Source organism: Aeromonas sp. QDB56 (assembly GCF_027705505.1).
GTDB classification, from domain to species: domain Bacteria; phylum Pseudomonadota; class Gammaproteobacteria; order Enterobacterales; family Aeromonadaceae; genus Aeromonas; species Aeromonas caviae.
Map to the genome: position 1 here is coordinate 1 of NZ_JAPDBZ010000070.1, position 20387 is coordinate 20387.

The following is a 20387-nucleotide window of genomic DNA, read 5'->3' on the forward strand; positions in this document are numbered from 1 at the left end:
CTCTGCTGTCTGAATGAACAATATTTGTTCGAATGTATGGGGTTGTTCAAAGTATAAACACTGATGCGTCAGCCCTGGGAGTGGCGGAGGCAGCCAGCAGACCGGCAGCGATCAGAGTCTTGGTAAATTTGGCCATTTTATTGGTCTCTTGTGCGTTAGTTGAGGTTTTCCGTAGCCTGCCCACAAGGAGCGGTAGGGATTCTAGCCAAATAAATTCAACGGATAAACAAGCACCAGGGAACTTTGTCAGGATTTGTGAATCTAATCACCCCCTAAAATGCGCAAACGCTTGCTATTTGTGCGTTTGTGGTGACAAGGTGCTGCCTCGTTTGGCAACCATGATGATCAGGATCATCACCGGAATACCGAGCAGACTGGTGCCGATGAAGAAGTGGCTGTAGCCGATCTGCTCCACTACCCGACCGGAAAACCCCGCCAGCAACTTGGGCAGCAATAGCATGATGGAGCTGAACAGGGCGTACTGGGTGGCGGAGAAGGCGACGTTGGTGAGGCTCGAGAGATAGGTCACAAACGCAGCCGTGGCGATGCCGGCGCTGAGGTTGTCCAGCGAGATGATCAGAGTCAGCAGCTCCAGGTTGTGGCCCACTTCGTTGAGGAGAGCGAACAGCAGGTTGGTGCTGGCGGTCAGCACGGCGCCGAGGAACAGGATGCGCAGGGTGCCAAAGCGCATCACCAGCACGCCCCCGAGCGCGGCTCCCACCAGCGTCATGATGACGCCATAGACCTTGGTGATGGTGGCCACTTCCGTCTTGCTGAACTGCAGATCCACATAGAAGCTGTTGGACATCACCCCCATCACCACGTCCGAGATGCGATAGCAGGCGATAAGCCCCAGGATCAGCAGGGCCGAGGAGCCGTAGCGGCGGAAGAAGTCGGCGAAGGGACACCAGATGGCCTCGTAGGTCCAGGCCCCCAGCCCGGCCAGCGTGGGTGACCAACCCCGTGCCAGCAGGGTGGCCTTGCGCGCCATCTGCTGCTCGTCCTGACTCTTGAGATCGATCTGCGGCTCGTGACTCATCAGGGTGGTGAGGATGCCAAGAGACATCAGCCCTCCCATCAGCAGATAGGTGAGCTGCCAGCCGCGATAGTCATAGCCGCTGTTGCTGCCGAGCCAGGCCGCCAGCGCCAGCGCCCCCGCTCCCGCCATGATCATGGCGAGTCGATACCCCGTCATATAGGACGCGGCCATGGCCGCCTGCAGCCGCTCGGGAGCGGATTCGATGCGATAGGCATCGATGACGATGTCCTGGGTGGCAGAGGAGAAGGCAACCAGCAGGGCGAAGAGGGCCAGCTGGGCGAGCTGGGTCTTGGGATCGCAATAGGCCATCCCCACCAGGGAGAGGGCGATCAGCACCTGGGAGAACAGCATCCAGCTGCGTCGCCGCCCAAGCAGCCCTGACAGCAGGGGCAGGGGCAGCCGATCCACCAGGGGCGACCACAGCCACTTGAAACCGTAGGCCAGCGCTACCCAGCTCATGTAACCGATGTCGGTCAGGCTGACATCCGCCTCGCGCAGCCAGAACGAGAGGGTGCCAAAGACCAGCAGCAAGGGCAGGCCGGAGGAGAATCCCATGGCGAACAGGATGAGTACCCGCGCTTCCAGATAGACGGCGAGGGCATCTCGCCAGCGGGTGGCGCGGCCCGGTGTGTGACTGGGCGGGCGGAGATTGTTCAACAGCCTGACTCCTCTGGGAAAAGGGGGTCATTTTGTCAGGTTCGGCAGGCGTAGCCAAGGCAAGCCGAGTGGCGGGCGGCAGGTTTCAGGGGCGCGAGCCGATGCAGTGGTGCGGGCAGGGGCCCTCGTCGGCGAGAAAATTGGCGCAGGCCATGAGTTGCAGGCGCAGCGCGTCATCACAGAGGAGGCGCTGCTCATCCCACAGGTGCAGGCTGTGAAGCAGATGCCAGAACACTCCTTCCTGTGCGTTGGCGGGAGCCTTGTCCATGGGGATCACGCAGAGCGCCTGCCAATGGGAGAGGAGCTGCCAGCTCAAGTCCTCCAGCTGCTGGTAGGGAATCTTGCGTGCCAGAAAATGGCGAACCGCCTGGGCCAGCGGGCCGGCGTGTTGGGCTATGTAATCATGACAGGTCACCGGCTCCTCCTTCTGGTTCTGCTCCCCGATGCGTGGCACACATCGGGGAGCAGAGTATAGAAAAAGAGATTGGTGACCCGTTCAGGGACGCGGTGGAATGTGATCCGGGCCGCGTTATTTGTCCGCGAGCAGCACCACTTTCTTCAGGATGATGGGGCTGGTGGGGACGTCGTTGGCACGCAGGATGGAGCTGTAGCCGGTCTGGACCTGGGCCAGTTTGTCCAGCACCTCCATCCCCTTCACGACCTGGCCGAACACGGTGTAACCGGCGCCGGCATTGGCGTTGAGGTTGTCGTTGTCCACCAGATTGAAATAGAACTGGCGAGTGGCACTGTCGACCGCCTGGGTGCGGGCCATGGCGATGGTGCCGCGCTTGTTGGGCAGGCCGCCTCTGGACTCGTTGACCACGGGATCGAAGGTCGGCAGGGGCTGGAACTGCTGGTTGTAGCCCCCACCCTGCACCACGAAGTTCTGGATCACCCGGTGGAACAGGCTGCCGTCATAGCTGCCGTCTGCCACGTAGCGCAGGAAGTTCTTCACGGTCTGGGGCGCCTGTTTGGGGGCCAGCTCCACGACGATGGTGCCATGGTTGGTCTCCATCTGGACTTTTTGACCGGCAAAAGCCAGGGGGGCGATCAGGGTGACCAGTAACCAGAGTTTCTTCATTTATATGTCCTCGCTCAGCTCGGCTGGCCCTTGAGATAACCGCGCAGCGCCTCGTCGGCCATGATCTGCTGCAGCACGCTGCCCAGCTGCTGGTTCAGAGTGGATTCCAGATCGGCCATGCTCGGCTCGCCCGGGCCCTCCTTGCTGGAGGACATGTTGAACTGCTTGGTCAGCTTGCTGCCCTGGAAGTCGGCAATCACCTGCAGGCTGACGCGGGACTTGGTGACATAGGTGAAGGTCTTCTCTTCCACGGTGACGGCGGCAGTGGAGATGGCCAGCGTCAGGTTGGTGGTGCCGCTGTTGCCCACTTCCAGGCCCTGGCTGCGCAGCCCTTCCGCCAGTTTTTCAGCCAGCAGGCTGTTGAGAGGCTGACTGCTGTTCACCAGCACAGGGGCCTTCTCTTTTTTCTTGATGGAGAAAACATAGGCGGCTTCACGCTTGTCCACCCCTTCCATGGTGATGCGGTTGCCGGAGTAGTACTGCTGGTTGGAGGGGATGACTTGCGGGTTGAGCAGGGCGCTCTCGGGCCAGTGAGTAGCACAACCGCCCAATACCAGAGCGGCCAGCAGCAAGAGTGACTTTTTCATCATGGGTTTCCTTTAGCTTTATCTTTAGCGTTTGATGGCTTTCAAAATAACGAATTTGCTGTTCGACGCAACGACTTGTGCGTTGCCAAACAGGCGCTTGAGTTTGTTGTGATAGTCCAGATGACGGTTGCCTACTATCCAGAGTTCGCCCCCCTGAGGCAACACCCGGTGGGCATCGCTGAACATCTGCCAGGCGATGTGATCGGTGATCGCCTGCAACTGATGGAAGGGGGGATTGCAGAGGATCCTGTCCGCTGCCCCGACGGGAACGTCATCGAGACAGTTGTTGACCATGAAGTGGGCACGGGGCAGGGCATCGGGCAGGTTGTGCTCGACGTTGAGCCGTGCGGACGCCACCGCCATCCGGGATTCGTCGATGAAGGTCACCTCCACCTCGCTGTCCCGCGCGAGCAGGGAGAGCCCGAGCACGCCATTGCCACATCCCAGATCGATCACTCTGCGGGCACTGTGGATGGGCAGGTTGTCCAGCATGAAGCGGGCGCCGATATCCAGGCTCGTGCGCGAGAACACGTTGGCATGGTTGTGGATGAGCATGTCGGTGCCTTCCAGCGGCCAGACGGTCGGGAAGGGACTGGTCAGGGACGGGCGCTCGGCGGCCGGGGTGCAATGAATGAGGCGTGCCTTCTTCCAGGCGAGCGAGGTGCGGGTCTCCCCCAGATACTTTTCGAACAGCTTGAGGGTGGAGGTGTGGATGTCCTTGGCCTTGCCGGCAGCAATGATGCGGGTCGCAGGGGTCACGACCCCGCGCAGGGCAAGCAGTTGCTGCTCCAGCAGCGCCTGATACTTGGAGACCTTGATCACCACCAGGGCGGGGGCATCGGGCAGGGGGGCCAGGGCATCCTGCAGGGTGATGGCGTGGGGATCCAGCCCGTTTTCCGCCAGATTGGCCAGGGTGGCCCGCTCGCTGATGTGGGAGTCGGTCACGCAGACGGGGGCGTGGGCATGCAGATAGCCGGCCAGGGCACCGAAGCCGTCGTTCATGATGATGACGGGGCCGTCAGGTGCCTGCTGCGATTCGGCAAGGTGGCTTATCAGATACTCGTCCGCCGCATCCCAGGCCTGCAGGGGGTCCTGGCTCTGCCGCGGGTAACGATACAGGGTCAGGCGGCAGTGGGCCGTGTCGAGCAGGGTTTGCATAGGCAAGAGTCCAACGTGTGATTGATGAATGGCGACCGTCTGCCCCGTGTTGCCCGGCAGCGGTGAAAGTGGCGCTATTCTAGCGGCGGCGGAGAAATTCACCAGTCCGGTGCGGCGAGAGCGAGCGGATCCTTCGTACCTGATGCATCGGGCGCACAACCCTGGCTACAATGGCCGGATATTCAACGAGGAGTCCTTACCGTGAGCATGCAACAACAGATAGAGGCCAAGCTGGCCGCCGCGCTCTCCCCGAGTCACCTGGAAGTGATCAATGAGAGCTACATGCACAGGGTGGCACCGGGCTCCGAAAGCCACTTCAAGGTAGTCGTGGTGAGCCAGGCGTTTGAGGGACAGCGTTTGCTGGGTCGCCATCGTCAGGTGAACGGGGTGCTGGCCGACGAGCTGGCGGGAGCCATTCATGCATTGGCGCTGCATACCTATACCGAATCCGAGTGGCAGGCCAGGGAGCAGGCGCCAAAGACGCCGGGTTGCGTCAGCAAATCCCCCTTTGCGTGAGCCGTTGGACCTTCTGATGGCGCCTTCCTCGGGCCATTAACAGCGCTATCACGAATGGTGTGCCGCCAGGGATGAGGGGTGTAGCATTATTTTTTTCTAATCCTTTTCCTTACGCCTGAAAAATACCTCTATATGGTTAGTTTTGCGAAAAGTCCTTTAAAACCACGGTTTGCAAGGACGTGCGCGAAATATTCAGTGAAGGTTAATTTTGTGATAGGGCGGGGATTTTCCCCATTTGGCGTGGCGGCTAACTCGCCTAAGGTGGTAAACTCAGGCGCTTTTGAATGATCCTGTATGTTGCTGATTTGTTTATTTCTTCGACAGCTTTCCGCGATGTTGACGGGCTCATTCAACAACTCGTCGTGATGTATTTCTCGGCGCTAACCAACCTGTCTTCCCTTAACGGTAGTGCAAGTGAGTATGATTACAATTAAAAGAGGACTGGACATCCCCGTGCTGGGTGCTCCGGAGCAAGTAATCTACGATGGCCCGGCCATCACCCGTGTTGCTACACTCGGCGAAGAGTTCGTGGGGATGCGTCCTACTATGTTTGTCAAAGTAGGTGATCGCGTCATTAAAGGTCAGGAGCTCTTCGAAGATAAGAAGAATCCCGGCGTTAAATTCACGGCCCCTGCCACCGGTGTGGTTTCTGAGATCAACCGTGGTGCCAAGCGTGTTCTCCAGTCCGTCGTCATCGACATCGATGGGTCCGACGAGCAGGTGACCTTTGAGCATTTTGCCTCCGCTGAGCTGGCACAGCTCGAGCGTAGCAAGGTGCAGGAGATCCTGGTCGCATCAGGCCAATGGACCGCGCTGCGTACCCGCCCGTTCAGCAAGGTGCCTGCCGTGGGTTCCACCCCGCGCGCCATCTTCGTCACCGCCATGGACACCAACCCGCTGGCCGCCAGTGCGGAGCTGATCATCAAGGAACAGGCCCAGGCCTTCCTCGACGGTCTGGCCGTGCTGACCCGCCTGACCGATGGTACCGTCCACGTCTGCAAGGGCGAAGCCAGCCTGCCGCACTCCTCCTTGGCCCAGGTCAAGGAAGCCGTGTTCGTCGGTCCGCATCCCGCCGGTCTGCCGGGCACCCACATCCACTTCCTGGATCCGGTCGGTGCCAACAAGGTGCAGTGGCACATCAACTATCAGGACGTGATCGCTTACGGCAAGCTGTTCACCACCGGCCAGATCTTCACCGACAAGGTGATCTCCCTGGCTGGCCCGAACGTCATCAAGCCGCGTCTGCTGCGTACCCGTCTGGGTGCCAGCCTCAGCCAGCTGACCAACAACGAGCTGCGTGCGGACGAAAACCGCATCATCTCCGGTTCCCTGCTGAGCGGTGCCAAGGCCGAAGGGGTCCATGACTATCTGGGTCGCTTCCACAACCAGGTGAGCGTGCTGGGCGAAGGCCGTGAGAAAGAGTTCATGGGCTGGGTCAAACCCAGTGCCAACAAGTTCTCCATCACCCGTACCACCCTCTCTCACCTGATGAAGGGCAAACTCATCAACTTCACTACCACCACCAACGGTAGTGATCGCTCCATGGTGCCTATCGGCAACTATGAGCGTGTGATGCCGCTCGACATCCTGCCGACCCTGCTGCTGCGGGATCTGATCTCCGGTGACACCGACAGCGCGCAGGCGCTCGGCTGCCTGGAGCTGGATGAGGAAGATTTGGCGCTCTGTACCTTCGTCTGCCCCGGCAAGACAGAGTACGGCCCCGTCTTGCGTGAGTGCCTGACCAAGATCGAACTGGAAGGTTAAGCGATGAGTTTCAAGCAACTTCTTGAAAATATGGAACATCACTTCGAGCCGGGTGGCAAGTACGCCAAGTACTATGCCCTGTTCGAAGCGGCGTACACCCTGTTTTATACCCCGGGTTCCGTGACCCGCAATGCCGCCCACGTCCGTGATGCGATCGATCTGAAGCGCATGATGATCATGGTGTGGCTGGCCGTGTTCCCGGCCATGTTCTGGGGCATGTACAACGTCGGCAACCAGTCCATCGCCGCCATCGCCCACATGGGCAGCGCGGCCGGTGCCGATTCCTGGCAATACGCCCTGGCCACCCTGTTCGGTGCCTCGCTGGATCCGGCCGTCGCCGGCATCGGCAGCAAGATGCTGATCGGTGCGGCTCACTTCTTCCCGATCTACATCACCGTCTTCATCGTCGGTGGATTCTGGGAAGTGTTGTTCGCCATGGTGCGCAAGCACGAGATCAACGAAGGCTTCTTCGTGACCTCCATCCTGTTTGCCCTGATCGTGCCGCCCGAGCTGCCCCTGTGGCAAGCTGCCCTGGGTATCACCTTCGGTGTGGTGCTGGCCAAGGAAGTGTTCGGTGGTACCGGCAAAAACTTCCTGAACCCGGCGCTGGCGGGTCGTGCCTTCCTGTTCTTCGCCTACCCGGGTCAAATCTCCGGTGATGCGGTCTGGGTTGCCGTTGACGGCTTCTCCGGCGCAACCGCACTGAGCCAGTGGGCCCAGGGCGGCCAGATGGCGCTGATCAACGGTGCCACCGGTGAAGCCATCAGCTGGATGGACGCCTTCCTTGGCAACCTGCCCGGTTCCATCGGTGAAGTTTCCACCCTGATGATCCTCATCGGCGCAGCCATGATCGTCTACATGCGCATCGCCTCCTGGCGCATCATCGCCGGCGTCATGGTGGGCATGGTCGCGACCTCCCTGCTGTTCAACGTCATCGGTTCCGATACCAACCCCATGTTCAGCATGCCGTGGCACTGGCACCTGGTGCTGGGTGGCTTCGCGTTCGGCATGGCCTTCATGGCGACCGACCCCGTCTCCGCTGCCTTCACCAACAAGGGCAAGTGGTGGTATGGCGCCCTGATCGGCGTGATGGTGGTGCTGATCCGGGTAGTTAACCCTGCATTCCCGGAAGGCATGATGCTGGCCATTCTGTTCGCCAACCTGTTTGCCCCCTTGTTTGACCATTTCGTGGCACAGGCGAACATCAAGCGGAGGATCGCACGTGGCGTTTAATAAAGACTCTACTACCGGCACTCTCGCCGTAGTGACCGGTCTGTGTCTGGTCTGCTCCATCGTGGTCTCCGTGGCTGCCGTGGGTCTGCGTCCGGCCCAGCTGGAAAACAAGGCACTGGACAAGCAAAGCAACATCCTGTCCGTCGCCGGCGTCGACATCAGCGCCGTGGCCAAGCGTGATCTGGCCCAGCTCTATGGCGACAAGATTGAAGCGCGTCTGGTGGATCTGACCAGCGGTGAGTTCGTTGACGGCGACGCCGACAACTTCGACACCAAGGTTGCCGCCAAGGATCCGGCCAAGAGCATCCGTCTGGCCCCGGCCGACGACAAGGCCGGCCTGCGTCAGATCTCCAAGCTGGTTCCCGTGTTCTTCGCGAAAGATGCCGAAGGCAAGGTCGACAACATCATCCTGCCGATCTACGGCCAGGGTCTGTGGTCCACCATGTATGCCTTCGTAGCGGTCGCGGCCGACGGTCAGACCATCAAGGGCATCACCTACTATGACCACGGTGAAACCCCGGGTCTGGGTGGCGAGATCGAGAACCCGGCCTGGCGCGAACTGTTCGTCGGCAAGAAGCTGTTCGACCAGAACGGTCAGCCTGCGCTGCGGGTGATCAAGGGCCATGCTCCGGCTGGTTCCGAGCATGAAATCGACGGCCTGTCTGGTGCAACCCTGACCGGTAATGGTGTACAGCACACCTTCGACTTCTGGATGGGCCCCAAGGGCTTCGGTCCCTTCCTGGCCAAGGTACGTGCAGGAGAAATCAACAATGGCTGACAAGAGCGAAATGAAAAAGTTGCTGTTGACGCCTGTGCTCGGCAACAACCCCATCGCACTGCAGGTGCTGGGTGTCTGTTCCGCGCTGGCCGTTACCAGCCAGATGAAGACGGCGTTCGTGATGACGCTGGCCGTTACCGCGGTCACCGCCTTCTCCAACCTGTTCATCTCCCTGATCCGCAACCAGATCCCGAACAGCGTGCGGATCATCGCCCAGATGGCGGTGATTGCCTCGCTGGTTATCGTGGTTGACCAGGTGCTCAAGGCGTATGCCTATGACATCTCCAAGCAACTGTCGGTGTTCGTCGGCCTCATCATCACCAACTGTATCGTGATGGGTCGTGCCGAAGCCTACGCCATGAAGAGTGCCCCGCTGCCCTCCTTCCTGGACGGTATCGGCAACGGTCTGGGTTATGGCGCCGTGCTGCTGACCGTGGCCACCGTGCGCGAGATCCTGGGTTCCGGCACCTGGTTCGGCATCGAGCTGCTGCCGCTGGTGAACAATGGTGGCTGGTATGTGCCCAACGGCCTGCTGCTGCTGCCGCCGAGTGCGTTCTTCATCATTGGTCTGATCATCTGGGGCGTGCGCACCAAGGATCCCAAGCAGGTGGAGGCGAAGGATTAAGGTATGGAACACTATATCAGTCTGTTGATTCGCTCGATCTTCATCGAGAACCTGGCGCTCTCCTTCTTCTTGGGGATGTGTACCTTCCTGGCGGTGTCCAAGAAGGTCAAGACCGCCATGGGCCTGGGGATTGCCGTTATCGTGGTTCAGACCGTTGCCGTCCCGGCCAACAACCTGATCTACAACTACGTGCTTAAAGACGGTGCCCTGGTATCCGGTCTGGATCTGAGTTTCCTGAGCTTCATCACCTTCATCGGGGTGATCGCGGCCCTGGTACAGATCCTGGAGATGGCCCTGGACAAGTACTTCCCGGCCCTCTACAACGCCCTCGGTATCTTCCTGCCGCTCATCACCGTGAACTGCGCCATCTTCGGCGGCGTCTCCTTCATGGTGCAGCGTGACTACAACTTCGTTGAGTCCGTGGTCTATGGCGTGGGTTCGGGTGCAGGCTGGATGCTGGCCATCGTCGCGATGGCAGGGATCCGCGAGAAGATGAAATATTCCGATGTTCCGGAAGGCCTGCGTGGCCTTGGCATCACCTTCATCACCGCGGGTCTGATGGCGCTGGGCTTCATGTCCTTCTCTGGTATTTCCCTGTAATCGGAAAGGAAATATAGATGGAAATTATTCTGGGTGTGGTCATGTTCACCGTGATCCTGCTGGCCTTGGTGGCAGTCATTCTGTTCGCCAAGTCCAAGCTGGTGACCGCCGGTGACGTGACAATCAGCATCAACGGCGACCCGGCCAAGGCTGTGACCAGCCCGGCGGGTGGCAAGCTGCTTGGCGTGCTCGCCGGCAGTGGTATCTTCGTCTCCTCCGCCTGTGGCGGCGGCGGCTCCTGTGGTCAGTGCAAGGTGCGTGTGAAATCCGGCGGCGGCGACATCCTGCCGACCGAGCTGGATCACATCAGCAAGGGCGAAGCCCGTCATGGCGAGCGTCTGGCCTGCCAGGTCACCGTCCGCTCCGACATGGACATCGAGCTGCCGGAAGAGATCTTCGGCGTGAAGAAGTGGGACTGTACCGTCATCTCCAATGACAACAAGGCCACCTTCATCAAGGAGCTCAAGCTGCAGATCCCGGATGGTGAGAGCGTGCCGTTCCGCGCCGGTGGTTATATCCAGATCGAAGCGCCTGCCCACCACGTGCAGTACAAGAACTTCGATATTCCCGAGGAGTATCGTGGCGACTGGGATCGCTTCAAGATCTTCGAGCTGGAGTCCAAGGTCAACGAGCCGATCATCCGTGCCTACTCCATGGCGAACTATCCGGAAGAGTTCGGCATCATCATGCTGAACGTGCGGATCGCAACCCCGCCGCCCAGCAACTGGACTGCCCCTCCCGGCCAGATGTCTTCCTACATCTTCAGCCTGAAGGCCGGTGACAAGGTGACCATCTCCGGTCCGTTCGGCGAGTTCTTTGCCAAGGACACCGACGCCGAAATGGTGTTCGTCGGTGGTGGTGCGGGTATGGCGCCGATGCGCTCCCACATCTTCGACCAGCTGCGCCGTCTGAAGACCAAGCGCAAGATGAGCTTCTGGTACGGTGCCCGTTCCAAGCGCGAGATGTTCTATGTCGAAGACTTCGACATGCTGCAGGCCGAGAACGACAACTTCCAGTGGCACGTCGCCCTGTCCGATCCGCAACCGGAAGACAACTGGGATGGCTACACCGGCTTCATCCACAACGTGTTGTTCGAGAACTACCTCAAGAACCACGAGGCGCCTGAGGATTGCGAGTTCTACATGTGCGGGCCTCCCGTGATGAACGCCGCCGTCATCAACATGCTGAAAAACCTCGGTGTTGAAGACGAGAACATCCTGCTGGATGACTTCGGTGGTTAATCCATGCGCAGCGTTGTAAAGACCTGGCTAGCCTTCGGGCTAGCCTTTTTCTTGACTGGGTGCGGTCAGGAAACGGTCCAATCGAAGCCGGAGATCCACATCACCGGCAGCACCATGGGTACCTACTACTCCATCAAGGTGGCAGATAGCGCTGTTCAGGATGCCGCCAGGCTGCAAGCCGAGGTCGACGTCTTGCTGGAGCGGGTCAACGATCAGATGTCGACCTATCGCCCGGATTCCGAGCTGTCACGCTTCAACCAGCACAAGAGCAATACCCCTGTGGTGGTTTCCCGCGATACCGCGCGGGTGGTGACCGAGGCCATTCACATTGGCCGCGAGAGCCGCGGGGCGCTGGATGTCACCGTCGGTCCTCTGGTCAATCTGTGGGGCTTTGGGCCGGATGCCAGACCGACCAAGGTGCCGTCCGACGAGCTGATCGCCCAGACCCGGCAGAAGACGGGCCTTGGCAATCTGCATGTGATAACCTCTGCCGATGCCGATACCCTGCAAAAGGACATCCCGGACCTCTACGTGGATCTCTCCGCCATTGCCAAGGGGTTTGGCGTGGACAAGGTGGCCGAGTACCTGGAGTCCCAGGGGGCGCGCAACTATCTGGTGGAGATCGGCGGCGAGCTGCGCATCAATGGTGTCAACGGCAAGGGGCATCCCTGGCGTGTCGCCATCGAGAAGCCGACCGTCAATGCCGGTTCCGTACAGGAGGTGATCCTGCCCGGTGACAACGGGGTGGCCACCTCGGGCGAGTACCGCAACTATTACGAGCTGGACGGCAAGCGCTTCTCCCACACCATGGATCCGCTGACGGGCAAGCCCATCCAGCACCGCCTGGTGTCGGTGACCGTCATCCACCCCTCCTGCATGACTGCAGACGGGTTGGCGACCGTGTTCATGGTCATGGGGCCGGAGAAGAGCCTGGCCTATGCCAAGGAACGGGGGCTGGCCATCTTCACCATCACCAAGACGGATGACGGGTTCGAAGAGGCCTATTCGGATGCCTTCAAACCATATCTGGTCAAGAAGTAAGGGGTAACTACATGCAGATCTTTCTGATCACCTTCGGGGTGTTTCTGATGGTCGTGGTGGCCATGGCCATCGGCTACATTTTCCAGCGCAAGTCCATCTCCGGCTCCTGTGGCGGCCTGGGTTCCATCGGGATCGAGAAGGAGTGCGACTGCCCCGAGCCTTGTGACAACCGCAAGAAGAAGATGGCCAAAGAAGAGGCCCGTCGCAAGATGCTGGTGGACAACCGCATCATCTAACGGTGGATATCGCTCTGAAGGCAGCCTTGCAACGAAACGAGCCGACCCCTGGGTCGGCTCGTTTTTATATGTGGCATGGGGTCAGTAGTCATATTGGCTGCATGCCTTTGCCTTGAACTCTTTCTTTCGCTTTGCCAGCTCTTCCCTGGTGCCCAGTTCATCTCCCTGCCTGATGGCGGTTTCCAGTATCTCGATGCGCTTGTACAGCCAGCTGCATTCGGCTGTCGGGTGATCCTTGGCCATGGTCGCTAGCGGCAACAGCAGCAGGCAGAGCCCCGCCCGGATGATGCTCATGCTTCTCCTCCTTGAGTCTCGTGTGGATGTGGCCTTGAGAGTCTATGCCGCCGCGCCCGCGCGCAGACTGGCAGAAATGACAGGCTTGGGGTAGCATGGAACGTCCAACTGGTTATCCATACAGTATTTTTGGCGTTCGACATGTCTCCTCGCCGGATGCCCAGGGTCTATCCCTATGATCTGTTCGGGAGGCTGTCGACATAGCAACAGACACGGCCATGCGCAAGATCATTCACATCGACATGGACTGCTTCTTCGCCGCGGTGGAGATGCGGGACAACCCGGCCCTCAGGGAGGTGCCGCTCGCCATTGGTGGCGCCGCCGACCGACGCGGGGTCATCTCCACCTGCAACTACGTGGCGCGCCGCTTCGGGGTGCGCTCCGCCATGCCGAGCGCCCTGGCCAGAAAGCTTTGTCCGCCATTGGTGCTGATCCCCGGGCGGATGGCCGTCTACAAAGAAACTTCGCGCCAGTTGCGCGCCATCTTCCTGCGCTACACCGAGCAGGTGGAGCCGCTCTCCCTCGATGAAGCCTATCTCGACGTGACCCAGAGTCCCCGCTGCGGTGGCAGCGCCACCATGATGGCGGCGGAGATCCGCGCCGCCATCAGCGCCGAGCTTGGGTTGACTGCCTCGGCCGGTGTGGCGCCGAACAAGTTTCTGGCCAAGCTCGCCTCGGAGCAGCGCAAGCCTGACGGCCTGTTCGTCATCCGCCCCCAGGAGGTGGACGAGTTCGTGCGTCAGCTCCCTCTTGGCAAGTTGCCCGGCATCGGCCGCAAGACGGCAGAGCGGCTGGAGTCCCTCGGGCTGTATTCGTGCGAAGATGCCCGCCAGCTCGGCAACGAGGAGCTGATCGCCCGTTTCGGCAAGCTCGGGGAGATGCTGGCCGGCCGCATCTGGGGGCATGACGATCAGCCGGTGCAGGCCAGGCGGGTGCGCAAGAGCATCGGTGTGGAGACGACGCTCGCCAGCGACGTGCTGGACGAGGACGCCTGCTGGCAGGTGCTTAGCCGGCTCATTCCCGAGCTGGAGCAGCGTTTTGCCAAGGCCTGCCCTGCGGAGATGCTGATGGGGCAGGGGATCAAGCTGAAGTTTGCCGATTTTCACCAGACCACCGTTTATCGCAAGGGGAGTTATCAGGCGGCCCGCTTCCACGATCTGCTGCACGAGGGACTGCAACGGGCTCAAGGAAAGCCCATTCGCCTGCTCGGTCTGGTCGTTGGTTTGCCCGGAGCGGGTGAAATCAATCAATTAAGCCTGGATTTCTGCTGATTTAGTTAAGTTTTTGTATCCAAAACCGATACAGTGTTCACATCTGTAGACGTTAGGAAATAGTGGCATGAGTTCTCTTTCTGTTCAGGGACGGATCACCCTGATCGCCGGTTGCTGTCTGCTGGCCAGTGCCGTCGCGCTGGTGGCTTCTTCTCTTTTCAACGCGGCCCGCATGCAGGAGCAGGTGCTCACCTCCACCACCCTGGAGGGGCAGCACGCGGCAGAAAACTGGATGCAGGCCATGGGAGCGACCCAGGCAGCCCGGGTGACCAGCTACCTCGATGAGGCTTACTTCAGGGCGACCCTGCTTGCCGAGGGTATCTTGTTCCAGCGCAAGAACGCGGCCGACAACTTCGTTCACTCCGAGGCGCTGCGCAATGCCGTCAACCAGCAGTTGCAGGATGCGGCGGAGTCGTCAGCGAACCTGCTCGGTGTCTATGCGGTATTCGAACCCAACCAGCTCGACGGGGAGGATGACAACTATCAGGGGTCGACGGCGCTCGGGGCCAACGACAAGGGGCGTTTCTCCAGCTATTGGGCCAGGGTCGATGGCAAGGTGACCCTGGAGGTGATGGACGAGGCGATACTGGCCAACGACAAGCCCTCCGGACACGGCGGCCTTGAGAACGACTGGTACAGTTGCAGCATCCGCAGCAAGGCGCTCTGTCTGCTCGAACCCTATGTGGACGAGGTGGGGACCCAGCAGGTGTTGATGACCTCGGTAACCGTGCCGCTGCTGGACCAGGGCTCCCTGCTTGGCATGGTGGGGGTCGACATCTCCCTGGGGACCCTGCAGAGCCTGGTGGAAGAGATGGGCCGGACCCTCTACAAGGGGCAGGGCAAGATGCTTCTGCTCAGCAGTGAAGGGCGGGTGGCCGGCGTGGAAGGGTTCCCCGTCGCCCTTGGCAATCTGCTGGAGCAGCAAGGGCTGGCGCAGGATCTCAAGGGGTGGCTGACCAAGGGAGATGTGGTGACGCGCTGGAGCCCGGATGGCGCACTGTTGCAGACCTTCGTGCCGGTCAGCATGCGCGGTACGGATCGCAAGTGGGGCACCTATATCGAGCTGCCCCGCGCCGTGGTGCTCGCCTCGGCCCTGCAACTGCAAGGGGAGCTTGAGGATCAGGCCCAGCGCATCGTGGCCACCCAGCTCACGATAGGTGGCGGGATTTCGGCGCTCGCCCTGCTCTGCATCTGGCTGATGGCCCAGCGCATCGTGGCGCCCATCCGTGCCGTGGTGGCACGCCTCAAGGACATCGCCAGCGGGGAGGGGGATCTCACCCAGCGCATCGATCTGCGCAGGGATGACGAGATAGGCGAGCTGGCCAAGTGGTTCAACAACTTCCTGGACAAACTGCAATCCACCATCAGCCAGGTGATCGACACCGTTGCGGGCACTCGGGCCAGTGCGGCCCTGGCGGCGCAAGGGGCAGCCCGTACCAGCGCCGGCATGCAGTCCCAGTATCAGGAGGTGGATCTGGTGGCGACCGCGTTTGAAGAGTTGAGCGCTACCGCCCTGCAGGTCGCCGGCAATGCCAATGCGGCGGTGGCGGCGGCCGATGAGGCCGACACGGCGGCTCAGGAGGGAAAGTCCGTGGTGGCGCAGACCCAGGAGGCCATGTCCAGACTGATGACGGTGATAAGCGACGCCAAACCAGTGGTGGAACACCTCTCCGCCAACAGCGACAACATCAACGACATCCTGGTGGTGATCCAGGGGATTGCCGAGCAGACCAACCTGCTTGCCCTGAACGCGGCCATCGAGGCGGCCCGAGCCGGTGAGCAGGGGCGCGGTTTTGCGGTGGTCGCCGACGAGGTGCGCAACCTGGCGGGCCGAACCCAGAACGCCATCGTCGAGATCCAGAACCTCATCGGCCAGTTGCAGTCGGGGACGGAGGCGGTGGTGAAGGCGATCCTGACCGGTCATCACCAGGCGGATCTGACCCTCACCAAGGTGGAGCAGTCGGTCAGCGTGCTGGAGCAGATCATCCAGGCTGTCGGCACCATCCACCAGATGAACGAGCAGATCGCGAGGGCCGCGCAGGAGCAGAGCGGAGTGGCGGACGAGATCAATCGCAACGTCAGCAACATTCGCGATGTGAGCCATACCATTCGGGCGGAAGCGGCGACCTCCGCTGACAACGGGCGCGAGCTGTCGCAACTGGCGGACAAGCAGCAGCAACTGGTGGGCCAGTTCCGGGTGTAGGGGAGGATAAGAAAAAAGGCGCCATCCAACCGGAGGCGCCAAACACATTCAGATGACAGACTGGGTTAAATCGACCTGATTTAGCCCTTCTTCCCGCAGAGGAAGAAACACAACACCACAATCACTGTCGACTCACTCACAAAAACCACATGTAAACCAACATGGAAGAGAAGGTGTGAGCCATATGACAACGAATTGCGTGGCGAATTATGTTTATTCACTGGTCGACCCGCAACCGACAATTTATAATGCGCCCCATTAGAAAAATTCATCGTCGGCCGATTCCATGTCTCGTCGTTTACCTCCGCTCAATGCACTGAAAGCGTTTGAAGCCGCGGCTCGTCACTTGAGCTTTACCCGCGCAGCAGAAGAGCTGTTCGTGACCCAGGCAGCCATCAGCCACCAGATCAAGGCGCTGGAGGAGTATCTCGGCATCAAGCTGTTTCGCCGCAAGAATCGCTCCCTGCTACTGACCGAGGAGGGGCAGAGCTACTTCCTCGACATCAAGGACATCTTCGCCTCCATCTCCGAGGCGACCGACAAGCTGCTGGCCCGCAGCGCCAAGGGGGCGCTCACCGTCTCCCTGCAGCCGAGCTTCGCCATCCAGTGGCTGGTGCCCCGCCTGGTCAAGTTCAGCGAACGCCACCCGGACATCGATGTGCGGATCAAGGCGGTGGACATGGACGAGGGGTCGCTGACCGACGACGTGGACGTGGCCATCTACTACGGCCGCGGCAACTGGCCGGGTCTTCGTTCGGACAAGCTGCACACCGAGTACCTGATCCCGGTCTGCTCGCCCCTGTTGCTGACCGGCCCCAAGCCCCTGCGCACCCCGGACGATCTGATCCGTCACACCCTGCTGCACGACACCTCCCGGCGCGACTGGAAGGCCTGGTTCCGCCAGCTCGACATCGATGCCCCCAATGTCAATCAGGGGCCCATCTTCAGCCACTCCACCATGGTGATCCAGGCGGCGATCCACGGTCAGGGGGTGGCGCTCGGCCACAGCGTGCTGGCCCAGCCGGAGATCGAGGCGGGTCGTCTCATCTGCCCGTTCGAGCAGGTGCTGGTGAGCAAGAACGCTTTCTATCTGGTGTGTCAGGAGCAGCAGTCCGATCAGGGCAAGATAGTGGCCTTCCGTGACTGGATGCTGGAACTGGTGGAGCAGGAAGAGGCCCGCAGGCGTGCCCGCCTTGCCGATGCCTGAGGAGTTGACCTGGTGACTGACCTGACAAGAGAGGGGGCGAGTGACGCCCCCGTTCGCATTCTGCTGGCCCACGGCGCGGGGGCGGGCATGGAGCACAGCTTCCTGGCCGAGTTGTCGCGACTGCTGGCGGGGCCGGAGATCGAGGTGGTGCGCTTCAACTTCCCCTACATGACCAAACGGGCTCAGGACGGCAAACGCAGGCCGCCGGACAGACAATCCGTGCTGCTGGCTCACTGGCGCGAGATGGTGCGCCAGTTTGCCCATCCCCGGCTGTTTCTGGCGGGCAAGTCCATGGGGGGAAGGATGGCGGCCGAGCTATTTTGCGAGGGGGGCGACAAGATGAATGCTGCAGGATTGATCGTTCTCGGGTATCCTTTCCACCCCCCGGCCAAGCCCGACGCATGGCGGGGCGAGGTGCTCAAGCAGATCACGACGCCCACGCTGCTGCTGCAGGGGGAGCGCGATACCTTCGGTTCCCGCGCCGAGCTGGCCGATTTCCCCTTCTCACCCGCCGTATCGGTCCACTGGCTGACCGACGGGGATCATGGTTTCAAACCGAGAAAGGCGAGCGGCATGAGTGAGCAGGAGAACCTGCGCCTGGGTGCGGAGCGGATCAAGGGTTTTATCGCGGCGGTGGGCCGCTCCTGACCATCTCGAGCGGGTCGAGAGAAGAAGCGTGCAAGGAGAGAAGATGCAGATCCAACGACATTGGCTGGTGCTGGCAGGTTTCTTCGGCCTGACGGCCACCATGCTCGGGGCCTACGGCGCTCATGGGCTGGCGGCGACCGGCATCGCCCCTTCGTTGCTGGCGGCGTTCAACACCGCCGTGCAATACCAGTTTTTCCACGCCCTGGCCCTGCTGGTGCTGGGGTTGTGCGGCGTGCGCGGCAAGGTGATCACCTTCGCGGGCGCCGTCTTTGTGCTGGGGATCCTGGGATTCTCCGGCAGTATTTACGCCATGGTGCTGCTTGGCAGCAAGGGGCTGGGGCTCATCACCCCGGCCGGTGGCCTCTGTTTTATGTTGGGATGGGCGGCTCTGATGTGGGTCGGCTGTCGTCTTGGAGGAAAGAATGAATAATCTGCTGCTTTATTGCCGCCCGGGTTTTGAGAAAGAGGCGGCGGCAGAGATCACCGAGCGTGCCGGCAACATGCAGTGCTACGGCTTTGCCCGGGTCAAGGACGACAGCGGCTATGTGATCTTCGAGTTGTATGACGAGGAGCAGGCCGATCTGCTGGCGCGCAAGCTGCCGTTCCGCGAGCTCATCTTCATTCGCCAGATGCTGGTGGTGACCCACGAGCTGAAAGATCTGGAAATAAGCGATCGGGTCTCTCCCATCCTGGAGGCGGCGAGTGGCTACGCCATTTGCGGGGATCTGCGGGTGGAGACGGCCGACACCAACGAGGCGAAGGAGCTCTCCGCCTTCTGCCGCAAGTTCACCGTGCCGCTTCGCCAGGCGCTGCGCAGCAACGAGATCCTGACCAAGAAGGAGACCCCGAACCGTCCCGTGTTCCACGCCTTCTTCCTGGCCAACGACCACCTGATGCTGGGGTACTCCTACTCCTTCAACAACTCTGCCTTCCACATGGGGATCCCGCGCCTGCGATTCCCGGCCGATGCCCCGAGCCGCTCCAGCCTCAAGCTGGAAGAGGCGTTCTACGTCTTCGTGCCGAAGGAAGAGTGGGACTTGCGCCTGTGCTCCGGCCTGAAGGCCGTGGATCTTGGTGCCTGCCCGGGTGGCTGGACCTATCAGCTGGTGCGTCGCGGCATGATGGTGACGGCGGTGGACAACGGCATGATGGCCCAATCCCTGATGGACACAGGTCAGGTGAAGCACATCCGTGACGATGGTTTCGTGTGGCGGCCGAGCAAGAAGAATACCTACTGGCTGGTGTGCGACATGGTGGACAAACCGGCGCGAGTGACCCACATGGTGGCCGACTGGTTCAGGGAGAACGACTGTCAGGAAGCCATGTTCAACCTCAAGCTGCCGATGAAGAAGCGCTACGCCGAGGCGGTGCACAACATCGAGGTGTTGCGCGGACTGCTGGCCGAGATCGACAGCGGCTTCATCATTCAGGCCAAACAGCTCTATCACGATCGCGAAGAGATCACGGTGCACGTCTACAACAAGTTCTGGGTCTCCAAGTTGTCTCCCAAGTCCTGAAGCAGCATCGGGAACAGGGCATGAAAAAACCGGACGGTGACGTCCGGTTTTTTTGTGTCTGGGCCATCAGAAGCGGTAGTCCAGACGCATCATGGACTCGTCGTCGGTGATCTTCAGCTCAATTTGCAGGGGAATGGTCTTGTCACTGGGGTTGAACTGCATCTTGACGCCATCCCCGCGAAGCTTGACCGAGGTGTTGATGCCGCCAGCGTTGAACTTGATCCTGGGCTTTTGCTTTTCGAAGGAGAGGCTGACGCTCTTCTCTGCCGTGAGGTTCAGTTTCTGATAGGGGGTGATCTGCCGATTACCGTTGCTGTCGGTGGTGATATCCACCCCCAGGGAGAGCGGCTTGGGCTGTTTGAGCAGATCGTTGGTATCCAGGGTGGATTGCCAGGTCTGCTTGGCTGGCGCCTCGTGCTGGGGAGGCGGCGTCAACCAGGCATTGTCGACTGGCCTGTCTAATGCCGTGGCACTGCTGCTGACAATCAGCAAGATGAAAGTAGCACGCATGGTGGATCTCCTTATCCCTCATATCAACATAGTATTCATCTGGCGAGGGAGGTAGGGAGGCGTTGGCATAAAACAAAGGGAGCCGAAGCTCCCTTTTAAAATCATACCTGATTACCCATGATTAGCAGTCAGTTACCACGAACTATACTGATCTTACGTACAGTTATCGAGGTGCGAGATC

At 60.5% G+C, this 20387-nt stretch carries 22 protein-coding genes; 15 read left to right on the forward strand and 7 right to left on the reverse strand.

Annotation, left to right across the window (positions count from 1 at the left end; translation table 11 throughout):
* Positions 1 to 292 precede the first annotated feature (292 nt).
* The 5 genes from OKB81_RS12310 to OKB81_RS12330 form a co-directional block, all read right to left on the reverse strand.
* Entirely contained in the window at positions 293 to 1696 is a 1404-nt protein-coding gene (locus tag OKB81_RS12310; RefSeq protein WP_119197397.1) for an AmpG family muropeptide MFS transporter, read from the reverse strand.
* Between the two features lie 85 nt (positions 1697 to 1781).
* Entirely contained in the window at positions 1782 to 2111 is a 330-nt protein-coding gene (locus tag OKB81_RS12315; RefSeq protein ID WP_119197398.1) for a hypothetical protein, read from the reverse strand.
* Positions 2112 to 2225: 114 nt separating this feature from the next.
* Positions 2226 to 2777, reverse strand: coding sequence for a peptidylprolyl isomerase (locus tag OKB81_RS12320; RefSeq protein WP_010673361.1), 552 nt, complete (start codon positions 2775 to 2777; stop codon positions 2226 to 2228).
* A gap of 14 nt (positions 2778 to 2791) precedes the next feature.
* A complete protein-coding gene (locus OKB81_RS12325) occupies positions 2792 to 3364 on the reverse strand; it encodes a YajG family lipoprotein (protein WP_039040711.1) in 573 nt (190 codons plus the stop codon).
* Between the two features lie 24 nt (positions 3365 to 3388).
* The gene (locus OKB81_RS12330) at positions 3389 to 4522 is read right to left on the reverse strand and encodes a methyltransferase (protein ID WP_010673363.1); all 1134 of its coding nucleotides are present in this window, start codon (positions 4520 to 4522) and stop codon (positions 3389 to 3391) included.
* A gap of 207 nt (positions 4523 to 4729) precedes the next feature.
* Here OKB81_RS12330 and OKB81_RS12335 point away from each other — a divergent pair, with 207 nt between their 5' ends.
* The 9 genes from OKB81_RS12335 to nqrM all read left to right on the forward strand — a co-directional run bounded on the left by OKB81_RS12335 (position 4730) and on the right by nqrM (position 12556).
* Positions 4730 to 5038 (forward strand): BolA family protein, encoded by a 309-nt coding sequence (locus OKB81_RS12335; protein ID WP_010673364.1) that lies wholly within the window; start codon positions 4730 to 4732, stop codon positions 5036 to 5038.
* A gap of 420 nt (positions 5039 to 5458) precedes the next feature.
* On the forward strand, positions 5459 to 6802 hold the full coding sequence (locus OKB81_RS12340) for a Na(+)-translocating NADH-quinone reductase subunit A (RefSeq protein WP_029313920.1): 1344 nt from the start codon (positions 5459 to 5461) through the stop codon (positions 6800 to 6802).
* Between the two features lie 3 nt (positions 6803 to 6805).
* On the forward strand, positions 6806 to 8035 hold the full coding sequence (locus OKB81_RS12345; RefSeq protein ID WP_010673367.1) for an NADH:ubiquinone reductase (Na(+)-transporting) subunit B: 1230 nt from the start codon (positions 6806 to 6808) through the stop codon (positions 8033 to 8035).
* Positions 8025 to 8813, forward strand: a complete 789-nt coding sequence (locus OKB81_RS12350; RefSeq protein ID WP_029313922.1) for a Na(+)-translocating NADH-quinone reductase subunit C — start codon at positions 8025 to 8027, stop codon at positions 8811 to 8813. The genes OKB81_RS12345 and OKB81_RS12350 overlap by 11 nt, the downstream gene beginning before the upstream one ends.
* On the forward strand, positions 8806 to 9438 hold the full coding sequence (locus tag OKB81_RS12355; protein WP_005303545.1) for an NADH:ubiquinone reductase (Na(+)-transporting) subunit D: 633 nt from the start codon (positions 8806 to 8808) through the stop codon (positions 9436 to 9438). Before OKB81_RS12350 ends, OKB81_RS12355 begins: the two co-directional genes overlap by 8 nt.
* 3 nt (positions 9439 to 9441) lie before the next feature.
* A complete protein-coding gene (gene nqrE / locus OKB81_RS12360) occupies positions 9442 to 10038 on the forward strand; it encodes an NADH:ubiquinone reductase (Na(+)-transporting) subunit E (protein ID WP_005303538.1) in 597 nt (198 codons plus the stop codon).
* Between the two features lie 17 nt (positions 10039 to 10055).
* Positions 10056 to 11279: an NADH:ubiquinone reductase (Na(+)-transporting) subunit F gene (gene nqrF, locus OKB81_RS12365; protein WP_010673369.1), complete on the forward strand. Its 1224-nt coding sequence runs from the start codon at positions 10056 to 10058 to the stop codon at positions 11277 to 11279.
* A 3-nt stretch (positions 11280 to 11282) separates the two neighbouring features.
* Positions 11283 to 12320, forward strand: coding sequence for an FAD:protein FMN transferase (locus OKB81_RS12370; RefSeq protein ID WP_109112121.1), 1038 nt, complete (start codon positions 11283 to 11285; stop codon positions 12318 to 12320).
* Between the two features lie 11 nt (positions 12321 to 12331).
* Complete coding sequence (gene nqrM / locus OKB81_RS12375) at positions 12332 to 12556, forward strand: (Na+)-NQR maturation NqrM (RefSeq protein WP_010673371.1); 225 nt, start codon at positions 12332 to 12334, stop codon at positions 12554 to 12556.
* An 81-nt stretch (positions 12557 to 12637) separates the two neighbouring features.
* Here nqrM and OKB81_RS12380 read toward each other — a convergent pair whose 3' ends face one another.
* Positions 12638 to 12850 (reverse strand): hypothetical protein, encoded by a 213-nt coding sequence (locus tag OKB81_RS12380; RefSeq protein WP_039040708.1) that lies wholly within the window; start codon positions 12848 to 12850, stop codon positions 12638 to 12640.
* A gap of 218 nt (positions 12851 to 13068) precedes the next feature.
* On the opposite strand from OKB81_RS12380, the gene dinB reads away from it, so the two are divergent.
* The 6 genes from dinB to rlmM all read left to right on the forward strand — a co-directional run bounded on the left by dinB (position 13069) and on the right by rlmM (position 19696).
* Positions 13069 to 14121 (forward strand): DNA polymerase IV, encoded by a 1053-nt coding sequence (gene dinB, locus OKB81_RS12385; RefSeq protein WP_119197399.1) that lies wholly within the window; start codon positions 13069 to 13071, stop codon positions 14119 to 14121.
* A 67-nt stretch (positions 14122 to 14188) separates the two neighbouring features.
* Entirely contained in the window at positions 14189 to 16324 is a 2136-nt protein-coding gene (locus OKB81_RS12390) for a methyl-accepting chemotaxis protein (protein ID WP_109112119.1), read from the forward strand.
* Positions 16325 to 16610: 286 nt separating this feature from the next.
* Complete coding sequence (locus OKB81_RS12395; protein WP_052816326.1) at positions 16611 to 17531, forward strand: transcriptional regulator GcvA; 921 nt, start codon at positions 16611 to 16613, stop codon at positions 17529 to 17531.
* 12 nt (positions 17532 to 17543) lie between these two features.
* A complete protein-coding gene (locus OKB81_RS12400; protein ID WP_160836552.1) occupies positions 17544 to 18179 on the forward strand; it encodes an alpha/beta fold hydrolase in 636 nt (211 codons plus the stop codon).
* A 43-nt stretch (positions 18180 to 18222) separates the two neighbouring features.
* On the forward strand, positions 18223 to 18609 hold the full coding sequence (locus tag OKB81_RS12405; protein WP_109112117.1) for a DUF423 domain-containing protein: 387 nt from the start codon (positions 18223 to 18225) through the stop codon (positions 18607 to 18609).
* Positions 18602 to 19696 carry a 23S rRNA (cytidine(2498)-2'-O)-methyltransferase RlmM gene (gene rlmM / locus OKB81_RS12410; protein WP_042864272.1) on the forward strand — a complete coding sequence of 365 codons (1095 nt, stop codon included), beginning with the start codon at positions 18602 to 18604 and terminating at the stop codon, positions 19694 to 19696. The genes OKB81_RS12405 and rlmM overlap by 8 nt, the downstream gene beginning before the upstream one ends.
* A 66-nt stretch (positions 19697 to 19762) precedes the next feature.
* Here the strand turns inward: rlmM and OKB81_RS12415 are convergent, their stop codons facing one another.
* Positions 19763 to 20206: a hypothetical protein gene (locus tag OKB81_RS12415; protein WP_010673379.1), complete on the reverse strand. Its 444-nt coding sequence runs from the start codon at positions 20204 to 20206 to the stop codon at positions 19763 to 19765.
* Positions 20207 to 20387 lie beyond the last annotated feature (181 nt).

Excerpts from the sequence above, each read along its gene's own strand:
- OKB81_RS12320 (WP_010673361.1), bottom strand. The coding sequence starts at position 2,777 with ATGAAGAAACTCTGGTTACTGGTCACCCTGATCGCCCCCCTGGCTTTT.
- OKB81_RS12325 (WP_039040711.1), bottom strand. The coding sequence starts at position 3,364 with ATGAAAAAGTCACTCTTGCTGCTGGCCGCTCTGGTATTGGGCGGTTGT.
- OKB81_RS12330 (WP_010673363.1), bottom strand. The coding sequence starts at position 4,522 with ATGCAAACCCTGCTCGACACGGCCCACTGCCGCCTGACCCTGTATCGT.
- OKB81_RS12335 (WP_010673364.1), top strand. The coding sequence starts at position 4,730 with ATGCAACAACAGATAGAGGCCAAGCTGGCCGCCGCGCTCTCCCCGAGT.
- OKB81_RS12340 (WP_029313920.1), top strand. The coding sequence starts at position 5,459 with ATGATTACAATTAAAAGAGGACTGGACATCCCCGTGCTGGGTGCTCCG.
- OKB81_RS12345 (WP_010673367.1), top strand. The coding sequence starts at position 6,806 with ATGAGTTTCAAGCAACTTCTTGAAAATATGGAACATCACTTCGAGCCG.
- OKB81_RS12355 (WP_005303545.1), top strand. The coding sequence starts at position 8,806 with ATGGCTGACAAGAGCGAAATGAAAAAGTTGCTGTTGACGCCTGTGCTC.
- nqrE (WP_005303538.1), top strand. The coding sequence starts at position 9,442 with ATGGAACACTATATCAGTCTGTTGATTCGCTCGATCTTCATCGAGAAC.
- nqrF (WP_010673369.1), top strand. The coding sequence starts at position 10,056 with ATGGAAATTATTCTGGGTGTGGTCATGTTCACCGTGATCCTGCTGGCC.
- OKB81_RS12370 (WP_109112121.1), top strand. The coding sequence starts at position 11,283 with ATGCGCAGCGTTGTAAAGACCTGGCTAGCCTTCGGGCTAGCCTTTTTC.
- nqrM (WP_010673371.1), top strand. The coding sequence starts at position 12,332 with ATGCAGATCTTTCTGATCACCTTCGGGGTGTTTCTGATGGTCGTGGTG.
- OKB81_RS12380 (WP_039040708.1), bottom strand. The coding sequence starts at position 12,850 with ATGAGCATCATCCGGGCGGGGCTCTGCCTGCTGCTGTTGCCGCTAGCG.
- dinB (WP_119197399.1), top strand. The coding sequence starts at position 13,069 with ATGCGCAAGATCATTCACATCGACATGGACTGCTTCTTCGCCGCGGTG.
- OKB81_RS12390 (WP_109112119.1), top strand. The coding sequence starts at position 14,189 with ATGAGTTCTCTTTCTGTTCAGGGACGGATCACCCTGATCGCCGGTTGC.
- OKB81_RS12395 (WP_052816326.1), top strand. The coding sequence starts at position 16,611 with ATGTCTCGTCGTTTACCTCCGCTCAATGCACTGAAAGCGTTTGAAGCC.
- OKB81_RS12405 (WP_109112117.1), top strand. The coding sequence starts at position 18,223 with ATGCAGATCCAACGACATTGGCTGGTGCTGGCAGGTTTCTTCGGCCTG.
- rlmM (WP_042864272.1), top strand. The coding sequence starts at position 18,602 with ATGAATAATCTGCTGCTTTATTGCCGCCCGGGTTTTGAGAAAGAGGCG.
- OKB81_RS12415 (WP_010673379.1), bottom strand. The coding sequence starts at position 20,206 with ATGCGTGCTACTTTCATCTTGCTGATTGTCAGCAGCAGTGCCACGGCA.